9 protein-coding genes are annotated in these 9,965 nt (G+C 43.4%); 4 read left to right on the top strand and 5 right to left on the bottom strand.

The window, feature by feature from the left end; genetic code table 11:
• The first annotated feature begins 128 nt into the window (after positions 1-128).
• Together ACFOEE_RS08225 and ACFOEE_RS08220 are read left to right on the top strand one after the other, a co-directional pair.
• Positions 129-593 (top strand): GNAT family N-acetyltransferase, encoded by a 465-nt coding sequence (locus ACFOEE_RS08225; protein ID WP_377123071.1) that lies wholly within the window; start codon positions 129-131, stop codon positions 591-593.
• Between the two features lie 253 nt (positions 594-846).
• Positions 847-1,056 (top strand): hypothetical protein, encoded by a 210-nt coding sequence (locus tag ACFOEE_RS08220; protein WP_377123069.1) that lies wholly within the window; start codon positions 847-849, stop codon positions 1,054-1,056.
• A 26-nt stretch (positions 1,057-1,082) separates the two neighbouring features.
• Here ACFOEE_RS08220 and ACFOEE_RS08215 read toward each other — a convergent pair whose 3' ends face one another.
• From ACFOEE_RS08215 to ACFOEE_RS08195, 5 genes are all read right to left on the bottom strand, one after another.
• Positions 1,083-2,186: a M14-type cytosolic carboxypeptidase gene (locus ACFOEE_RS08215; RefSeq protein ID WP_377123067.1), complete on the bottom strand. Its 1,104-nt coding sequence runs from the start codon at positions 2,184-2,186 to the stop codon at positions 1,083-1,085.
• 10 nt (positions 2,187-2,196) lie between these two features.
• On the bottom strand, positions 2,197-3,144 hold the full coding sequence (locus tag ACFOEE_RS08210) for a permease (RefSeq protein WP_377123065.1): 948 nt from the start codon (positions 3,142-3,144) through the stop codon (positions 2,197-2,199).
• Positions 3,145-3,220: 76 nt separating this feature from the next.
• The gene (locus tag ACFOEE_RS08205) at positions 3,221-3,505 is read right to left on the bottom strand and encodes an ArsR/SmtB family transcription factor (RefSeq protein WP_377123063.1); all 285 of its coding nucleotides are present in this window, start codon (positions 3,503-3,505) and stop codon (positions 3,221-3,223) included.
• Between the two features lie 476 nt (positions 3,506-3,981).
• Positions 3,982-4,227 carry a DNA gyrase inhibitor YacG gene (gene yacG / locus ACFOEE_RS08200; protein ID WP_377123061.1) on the bottom strand — a complete coding sequence of 82 codons (246 nt, stop codon included), beginning with the start codon at positions 4,225-4,227 and terminating at the stop codon, positions 3,982-3,984.
• Positions 4,228-4,596: 369 nt separating this feature from the next.
• On the bottom strand, positions 4,597-6,360 hold the full coding sequence (locus ACFOEE_RS08195) for a sensor histidine kinase (protein WP_377123059.1): 1,764 nt from the start codon (positions 6,358-6,360) through the stop codon (positions 4,597-4,599).
• Positions 6,361-6,737: 377 nt separating this feature from the next.
• Between ACFOEE_RS08195 and ACFOEE_RS08190 the strand changes: the two genes are divergently transcribed.
• Together ACFOEE_RS08190 and thrA are read left to right on the top strand one after the other, a co-directional pair.
• Positions 6,738-7,103, top strand: a complete 366-nt coding sequence (locus ACFOEE_RS08190) for a response regulator (protein ID WP_377123057.1) — start codon at positions 6,738-6,740, stop codon at positions 7,101-7,103.
• A gap of 443 nt (positions 7,104-7,546) precedes the next feature.
• On the top strand, positions 7,547-9,964 hold the full coding sequence (gene thrA, locus ACFOEE_RS08185) for a bifunctional aspartate kinase/homoserine dehydrogenase I (protein ID WP_377123055.1): 2,418 nt from the start codon (positions 7,547-7,549) through the stop codon (positions 9,962-9,964).
• The last annotated feature ends 1 nt before the right edge of the window (position 9,965 follow it).

Below are 9,965 nucleotides of genomic sequence, written 5' to 3'. Positions count from 1 at the left end.
AAAAGCAGTATAAGATCATAAAATTATGTCAAGGTAAAGTTCATGATCTTGCCCTGGGGTTATGCCTTTAAATTTATCAATGTATGGAATTGGGCAAAGTTTAGTGAGAGTTAAACTAGGCGGGAAACTTGGACAAAATCTTTATTTCACAATTGGTTGATAGTGATCGAAGTGCTGTGTTTGATTTGCTTCAATACCAGCAAACCATGAGGTTTTTGGGCCCTAGAAGGCCTTTGACAGACGAAGAAGCAGAAGCTTGGTTTGCTAACGAGCAACAGGCAGAAACTAGGTTTGCTTTCAGATCTGCTGAATCAAACGAAATTGTTGGTTTTTGCGGAATTACACTACTTGATGGCGAGCTAGACTTTGGGTATTTCATTCGTCAGAAGTTTTGCGGACAAGGGTTAGCGCCTCTTATGTGCAAGTTAGCAATATTCAAGCTGGCTCAAACCACCGACTTAGCCCAAGTGAAAGTGTTCATTGCTTCAGATAATGTGGGTAGCCAAAATGTGGCGCAGAAACTTGGCTGGCAAAGAAAGTGTGTCGCTGAGAATGAATTTGAGGCAGGGCACTTGTATCAAATCTGCCCATAACAATCAATTTAAGCAGGTTCGCAACGCTCGGCATTTTCGGTTTGAATCGGCAGTGTTTGTGCTACAAAGGTTGAGGTAGGGTAGTTGCGTTGCTTACTACTTAATTGTGCGTTGAGGCTAAAGAATTACTCGGAATTGAAAATTACAGGTTTAAATTTATGTACTAAGAGTGCGTAAAAAATACTTTTTCAGTAGAAAAAGGCCGCAGAATTCACATAGAAACGTATTTTGATGCTTTATTTTAGCAATTTTTGTGGCTGTTTTTACTAAAATAGAAACTCTACAGTTGATCTATCCTCCCAAATTTAAAACCATGACATTGATGAGATTGCCAATAAACTGGAACCAATGGAGATCTCAAAATAAAAAGCGTTACTCTGAAGAACAAATCATCAAAGCTATCAAGAAAAGCGGACTTGAGCGCCACGCGGGTGGCACTGCTGCAAGTGAAGAGCCCGCTTAAGTGATATTACTATGCAACACCGGTATTTATTCGTTACTTATCAAAGTCATGACAAGTTGCGCGCCAAGCTGGCGTGCTGCTTTATGGTCCCAAACTAAGGTGCCCTGTGGATTTCTGATCTGCTTCATCGCAGCTTCAAATAGAATAGACGTTGCGCCAAATTGTTCATGCACATACGTTGTTGCTTTTTTTGAGCCGCAGGCACTCGCGCAGGTTGTCGAACCGCAGCCCGTTTGAGCAGAGTCGTAGTCTATTTGGTCTTGAAACAACTCACTATGCTGCGCCAATCTTAGTTTTAACTTTTCACCCTGCCGCGCATTTTTTTCAACCATCATAAAGTTATAGGGCAAAGTTTCATCACCGTGTAAATCTATGAACAAGTCTACCCCGGTTGACTTCATGGCTTGCATCACATGGAAAACCTCAGGGCATAGTTCTACAGATGGTTGATGCCATTGCCGATTTAAATCTATGCCGAGTGCGTTGGTTCTGTGGTTACCAAGGTGGCTGCCATCGGGATTCATGTTAGCTATGATATTGAATGTGATATTTTCGAGCGCGTTGTCGCTCACTGCCAATAGCGCTTCAATAACGCCATGGGCTATCCATTGCGCAACGGTTTCGCCGGGATGTTGCCGTGCAATAATCCAGATTTGTTTGGATGAGGCCGAACAAGCGCCAACGCTCACCATTTCAATTGCGCGATGCTGAGTTGTAAAACCAATTGTCGTCAGTTTCATCTTACTCGATTTTGCGCAATCGCTAAGTAACGAGTTCTGCATTGATGAGCTGTAGGGTACAAAATAAGCGTAATACACTAATTTTGAATGCGCTTGGTGGGTAAAAACGAGTTCGCCATTGTTATAGGTGGTCTCGATACTAAACCACTCGATATTATCGTAAGAAGCAAATGCGCGGTGATCGTTCCAGCCTTGGCTAAAACTTGCTTTGCTAGCATTGCTGATGCGAATACGGTGCTGCGCGGGCTCGGTGGTTTCAACTGAAAAATAGAACCATTGTTTTGCGCAGGCGATATTGTCGCTTTTGAGGGCAAGCTGGATCTCATCAGCAGTATTTGCTTGTAGAACCGCAATAGAACCCCCTTCGAAGTCAGAATTTATGATGAGCATAGCGGTCTCCCTAAATTGTCATTGCTAACAATTCGATAGTGAACCCGGTCACTATCGCAGTCGCAAGCACCAATAAAACAAAGGCAATTAGTAACGGCCATTTGAACATTTTTCTCAGCATGATCATTTCTGGCAAACTTGCGCCAGCCCCAGCAATGGTTAAAGACATCACTGCACCGACACTTAAACCTTTTGCAATCATAGATGCTGCAATTGGGATCATGGTCGATGCTCTCACATACAAGAAAATGCCGATAAGAGCCGAGAGCGGAATAAGTAAATAGACATTGATAGTGGCTAAGGTGTCAAAAGCACTCACAGGAACAAATCCATGTAAAAGAGCACCGATTGCAACACCGAGCACCATATAAGGCAGCATTTCTTTGAGTTGTTTTAACGCACCCAACATTAGTGTTTGAGCGGTAGTCATTGGAGAGATTTTGCTTGTTCCGCCACACTTTTTACTTGAGCAAGTTGTGACCTCTTGTACTGGCTCGGAGTCGTCTGTGCAGGCTGTTTTACAGGTCGCCTGTAGGGGCTCAAATAACTCAGGGCGAATATAGCTTTGAAAGTTGAATTTCTGCAGCAGCGCGCCAGATAAACCAGCCATTGTAATCACACAGATGGAATAAATGATGGTGACTGCTGGCGAAAATGTGATCCAAAACAGCGAAATAACAAAGGGGTTAAGTAAGGGGGAGGTGATTAAAAACGCCATAAGTGGTCCGAACGACGCGTTAGCCCTTATCAGCCCAACTAGCATCGGGAGGGTAGAGCAACTACAAAAAGGAGTGATTGCTCCTAATCCCATTGCAACACCATAGCCAGTATTGCCCGTTAACAACGTGGTGATTTTGCTTGTTGGGAGGTATAAATTAACAGCGCTGACCAACATACTGATAATTAGAAATAGTATTGCCAGCTCTGTAAATGCAGAGACAAAGAAGTCTGCCGCCAATTGCCAAGTGTTCGTTTGATTCATTGTTCTTTCCATATTTCTGGTATTTTCGAATTGTTAGTTAAATGAATGTTGCTTATGGTGAGCAACATTCCGATTGTAAGTAATCAATGAGTCCGTTTAATTGCTTAAACTGCGCGTGGCAGCGCAGTACTCTGCCTTCGCGAGTTTGAGTGATAAGGCCCACCTTTACCAACCTTGCGATATGGTGAGATAAAGTCGAGCCAGGGATATCCAATTTATCTTGGATTTCTGACACAGCTAAACCAGCATGTCCCGCTTTTACTAAAATTTTGTAGATGTTTAATCTAACCACGTGGCCTAGTTCAGCCAATTGAGAGGCTGCTTCTTCTATCTTCATAGCGGTACTTAAGTTAATAACCATAATTCTAGAGTATTGGAAATATTTAACAGGTGCAAGTAAAAATTTTGCGCCCTAGATAAATATACCAATAGGCTGATTTGGGGTTGTGGTAGAAAAGATTTTGAGTGAATAGCAATAAGTTGCTAATTGACTGTCCTTGACTGGTATTGTTGTGAATAGGTTGATTTTTATCAACTTTATCAACTTTATCAACTTTATCAATCAAATAGAGGTATGTTTTGGGTTCTGATGGAGTAAATTTAAAGGCTGTTACTACGGCAATGCTTGCTCAAAGGGCACTTGGTTTTGAACGGCATGGGTTGGTAGCTAAGTTTGTACCAACAACAGCTCATATTGTTAATGATAAGCCTAAGCACCACATAAAGTGGCACTTAGATATAACATGCAGGTGACTCAATTTACGGTGGCATTTGATGCTTGTTATGCTATCGCAAGTGAGTGTGGAAAAGGCGTTAGTCCTTGAAAAAGCTATCCTGATTTTGCGCCAACATGGCTTCTGCTTCTTCAATCAGCTTTTGTTTATCAAGCTCTGAGAGCTGGTAATCCTGTTGCAAAGGTGAAGTGATCTTATGGTTTTCCATTGACCATTCACCTAAGTCGATTAGCTGACAGCGCTTTGAGCAAAACGGGCGGTATTCGCTTTGCGCGTTCCACACCACCTCAGTCTGACAAGTGGGGCAAGATACTTTTGTTGACATGGTTTACTTCTCTGACTTGATTTGTTGCAAGTCTAACCTGCTGTGAGTAGGGGTCAAGATGAAATCTGGCTGGTAGGCGGGTTTTATACCAACAGATTTTGTTATGACAAACGCGATATAAAATTGCGCTTACAGAAATTTGCACCCCTTTGCATGTGGACGGAGTTTTACACTACGCAAAGTTGAGAGTTTACCCCTCGCTAAGTTATCTATGGCAATGATCTAATTGTAGATATCACGCAAAGCCTGCGTGATGATACGCACCTACTGTATGAAATGGGTGGTTTGGAGCCGCAAATTAAAGTAGAAAAAGGGGCTTTCTCCCACCCCTTTTCCTTGTGCTCAGTTCTCGGTATAGCAAGATAAGCTTTAACTGAACATTTCCAGAGGGTGTGGCTGCATATCTTTTGGAAAACGAATGTAGTAGGTGAGGCCTTGGCCTTCTTCACTTTCCACTTCAATTTCACCGTTTAAGGTTTGTTTTACCAAGTTCAGGGTAATATGTGTACCAAGACCACTGCCACCTTGATCTCGTTTAGTGGTAAAGAAGGGGTCAAACAGCTTTTCTAGCTGAGCTTTACTGACACCACGGCCATTGTCTTTATAAATGATTTTAACGTCGTCATTTTCTTCGGTGATCATAATATCTATTGTACCCACACTGATATCTTCAAAACCGTGGATCAGCGAGTTCATGATCAAATTAGTGAAAATTTGGCTGATGGCACCGGCTGGTAAGTTCAAAATTAAGTCACCAGGACATGAAACATTAATCTTATGCTTGGTCTTTTTCAGTTTTGGGTGTAACGAACGGATCACTTCACCCAAATATTCTTTAAAGTTAATCGTTCGTATCGCTTCACTGGCTTGATCAACCGCGATTTGCTTAAAGCTTGCTACCAGCTCGCTAGCGCGGTCTAAATTGGTGGTAAGCAAGCTGGTGCTTTGTTTGGCATCATTAATAAACTCTTCTAGTGCTTTTGGCGACAGCGTCTTTTCTTTATACGCGACTTCCAGCTGCTCTAAGCGCTCTTGCAAGAAAGATGTGGCTGTTACACCGATACCAACAGGAGTATTAATATCATGGGTAATACCCGCTACCAAACCACCGAGCGCCGCCATTTTCTCTGAACCTACCAAACGCTCCTGTGCAAGGTTAAGCTCATCGAGGTAGCGTTCCAGCTCTTTTTGTTTAGTCAGCAGTTCTTGCTCGGTTTGACGCCGCCTATCAATTTCTTCTGTTAAAGTCAGTTTTTGTTTTTCAAGCTCGTACTTCTGCTGCTGCAGATCCATCATGGCTTGGCTGAGATTGGAGGTTTTTCTTGCCACCTCTTGCTCAAGTTGTAGGTTGTGCTGGTCGAGCTTTTCATTACTGATCAAAAGCTCTTTTTGGGTTTGGTCGAGTTTTTTGCGGTATTCAGAGATTTTATCAATCAATTTATTGAACGCTTCTTCCATCACTTTAAGTTCGTTGCGCTCAGTGGTATCAAGTTCAATACGGTGCCCTTCGGCGTTATCAATTTCAAAGTCTTCAATTTGCTCGGTAAGTTGCGACAGGGGTTCGGTCAACAACTTACGGAAGGCGAGCAAAAACAAGATAATCAAGAATGTGGTCTTGATCATCGCGTTGCCAATTAAGAAATAAATAGAAATCATGATACGGCTAAATACCACCTCACGACTAGAAAACAGCGTTACGTCACCAACTTGAGTGGCACGGCCGGAGAATTCAAAAATCAAAGGGAAGGTATACCCGAACAAACCCGATGGGGTATCTTCAATAATGGCTTCTTCTTGCACTAGCTGTTGGCTGTAAAGTTCATGAATATCTAAAGAGCGGCCTAATTGAGAAATAATTTCACCGCTGTCGTCACGCACTATGATCCCTTCAATCATAGGAATCGCAAGCAACCCCTCAGCAGTAGTGACGGTTTGCTTAGTGTTTAACTCCCAAATCGCGCGCGTTAAGCTGCGACTGAAAGTTTTTTGTAACATGGTCAGCTCATTACGAATATAGTCTTTAGTATTAACATACTCCGCAACCACTTGACCGCAGGTTACGACAAATGTTAATAAGAAGTAAACTGAAAGCACGTTAGTGAGTAGCTTTTTAGATAGGCTTTTTTGTAGCATGAACGAACTCGTGCTCCTCAATAAAGTTCACGGCTTATTATCTTGTATAAACTTAGCTAATAACTGATTAAAAATAAATAAATATAAGTGAATTATCGCAAAGCAGCGGCATTTGACCACAGATTTAAGATAACGCACTTACATTACTCAAACGAGTTATGTTATATAGGGCGCCACCGTGTAGGCGTTTTAATTTTACCATAATTGCGATTGAACATTTTAGCCGCGTTGCGGCTTGAAGGTGCATGAGCGAAAAGATTGAATCAATTTGGCGGCGAGTGGGCTTATCGATAGCGTTTTGTCACGGCTTGCCCGTATTTAATTTGAGTCTATGAGACATGCAAACTTGTACGTTAATGGTATTTCGGTAGGGCACCATGAGTTATTCAGTTCTAATTTGTGACGATTCTAACGTTGCACGTAAACAGGTAAAACGCTGTCTGACTGGTGCAATTGAGGCAGACTTTGTTGAAGCGGCGCATGGTGCACAAGCAATGAGCTTAATGCAACAGCGTCATTTTGACTTAGTTTGTTTGGATTTAACTATGCCTGAGCTCGACGGAATTGGTGTGCTCGAACGTATCAAACAGCAGCGCATAGAAAGCTTTGTGGTGGTGATCTCCGCAGATATTCAAAGCGAAATGAAATCACGCGTTGCAGGCTTAGGTGCGTTGGATTTTATTGAAAAACCAGTTAAAGCAGATGCACTACTAAATGTGCTGCACAAATTTGGGATTCGCTAGGCTTTACATTGTTGAATACTTGTAATGCTAAATCGCCAATTTTAGTCGCACAGCTATACTATTGCTGGATATTTGAAGTAATTACTATACGGGCTATGCGAACATAATTCCCAAAACGCGCGTTCGCACCCAAGTCATTTCGCTCACTTGCCAAATTCAATTCAACTTCACCCTTTTGCTTCACAATTGTACTAAAAGCGCTACAGGCGCGGTTTGTTCAAAATGAAAATTTTGCATCAGATTGTGACTTTTTTGTGCTTGACAGTTTGACGCCTTTTGCGGCAGTCTAGAGCGCATGAAAACAAAATTATTTACCACCTCGACCATTATTACCACCACCATCCTTTCGGGATAGTGGCATAGGTCGGTGCGCGTTTAGAAAAGGCCTGTGTTCACTAAGAACACAGGCCTTTTTTCGTTTTAGGAATGAGGAAACATAAATTATGCGAGTATTGAAGTTTGGCGGTTCGTCTTTAGCTGATTTTGCCTGCTTGTCCAAAGTGAAGGCGTTGATTGAATCTTACGCTGGCGAAGAAGCTTTGATTGTTTTATCTGCGCCCGGTGGCGTTACTGATCACTTAGTAGCGTTAGCTGATTTAGCTGCCGCAGGCGAGGATTACAGTGCTAAATGGCAAGCTTTAGTCAGCCGCTGTGAATCGCTAGTAAAGGCCGTGACAGCAGAATATGGCGAAGTCAAACACTGGCCTGATTTTGCCGCGCTGGCTGACAAACTGGCTGGAGTTAAGTTACTAAAACATTGCCCAGATCAAGTCAGAGCTTACGTTATCAGCTTTGGTGAGCGCGTCAGCGTGGCGCTGATGCAAACTATGCTTGGTCAACATCAGGCATTTTACCTAGAAGCGACAGATTGCGTACTGACAGAAGGTAGCTATTTGGAAGCTGAAGCTGACTTGGTTGCCAGTAAGGCTGCATTTCGTGCCGTATTACGAGCCAATGCGTTTCGCTATTACGTGATGCCTGGGTTTACTGGTAAGAATGCAGCTGGCGAGCTCACTGTGCTTGGACGCAATGGCTCAGATTACTCGGCGGCAATTGCAGCAGCCTGCCTGGAAGCTGAGGTGTGCCAAATTTGGACTGACGTAGATGGGGTGTATAACGCCGACCCGCGTTTTATCAAAAAAGCCACTAAGGTTGACTCATTATCCTACAAAGAAGCGATGGAACTGTCTTACTTCGGTGCCAAGGTGTTACACCCAAAAACGATTTTACCTTGCGCCAAAGCTGGTGTGCCTTGCGAAATCAAAAATACCCATAACCCAGATGTCCCTGGCTCTATGATAAGCCACGAGAGCAAAGGTAACGAAACCGTCAAAGCTTTGTCGAGCTTGGAAAAGCTAGCCATGTTGACTGTTTCAGGCCCAGGTATGAAGGGAAAGGTGGGGATGGCAGCGCGGGTTTTTTCAGCGCTGGCTAACGACAATGTTTCTATCGTACTTATCACGCAATCATCGTGTGAGTTTAGTATCAGTTTTTGTGTGCATAATAGTGACCTAGCCCTTGCCCTCAATGCGCTTGAAAAAGCGTTTGAATTGGAAGCCAAAGCAGGCTTAATTGAACCTATTCAAGTGCAGCGCGATTTAGCGATTGTGACGTTAGTTGGCGATAACATGAAAGCCCATAAAGGGCTTGCGGCGAAGTTTTTTGCCTCTTTAGCACAAGCCCAAGTGAACATAGTTGCAATTGCGCAAGACTCGACAGAAAGTGCGATTTCAGCGGTCATTGACGGTACTTTATGTAATGACGCGGTGAAAGTGTGCCATGAAAACTTCTTTACTCATGTACCTTCAATTGATGTGTTTTTGCTCGGTGTCGGTTTAGTCGGCAAAGAACTTATTAAGCAGCTTGAAAAGCAGCAAGCCTGGTTAGAGGCGCGCAACATTAAACTGAATTTATATGGTGTCGCTAACTCCAGACAATGTTACCTCAACGCCGAAGGTGTGCCGTTTGCTACCTGGAAGCAACAGCTTGCCGATGAGTCAGAGGCATTTAGCTTAACGCGTGTGGAGCAATTCGTACGTGATAACCACTTAATCAATCCAGTATTGGTTGATTGTAGCTCGTCGCAATATTTGGCGGATCAATATGCTGATTTCTTGGCTGCGGGTTTCCATGTCGTGGCTGCCAATAAAAAAGCCAATACAGGTAGCTTTGCGTATTATCAAAAGCTTAAAGCCAATGCGTTGAAAACCCGGCGTAAATTCCTCTATGAAACTAACGTAGGGGCGGGTTTGCCAGTACTTGATAACCTGCAACTCTTGTTTGGCGCGGGTGATGAACTGTTGTCATTTAACGGTATTCTATCTGGTTCATTATCTTATATGTTTGGTGTGATTGAAGATGGTTTAAGCCTGTCTGAGGCCACAGAGCAAGCGAAAGCCAATGGCTTTACTGAGCCAGATCCGCGAGATGACCTATCTGGCACTGATGTTGCCCGTAAACTGTTGATCATTGCACGCGAGTCAGGCTTAGCATTAGAGCTTGAGGATATTGAAGTAGAGCCTGTGGTGCCGGTTGAATTTGCCAAAGGTAGCAATGTGGATGAATTTATGGCGCGGTTGCCAGAGCTAAATGCCGCATTTGCAGATCGCGTGCAAAGTGCTGCCAGCGAAGGCAAAGTGCTGCGTTATGTCGGTTCAATCGTCAATGGCCGTTGTAAAGTGGGTATTGAAGCGGTGGATAAACAACATGCTTTGTATGATATCCGTGACGGAGAAAATGCTTTGGCGATTTTAAGTCAGTATTATCAGCCGCGTCCATTTGTGATCCGTGGCTATGGCGCGGGTGCGGAAGTGACCTCTGCTGGGGTATTTGCTGACATCTTAAAAACATTGTCGCGTTAAT

The sequence above is a fragment of the Pseudoalteromonas fenneropenaei genome, from assembly GCF_042643375.1.
Lineage (GTDB): Bacteria > Pseudomonadota > Gammaproteobacteria > Enterobacterales > Alteromonadaceae > Pseudoalteromonas > Pseudoalteromonas fenneropenaei.
This window is presented reverse-complemented; position numbering and strand designations above follow the sequence as displayed.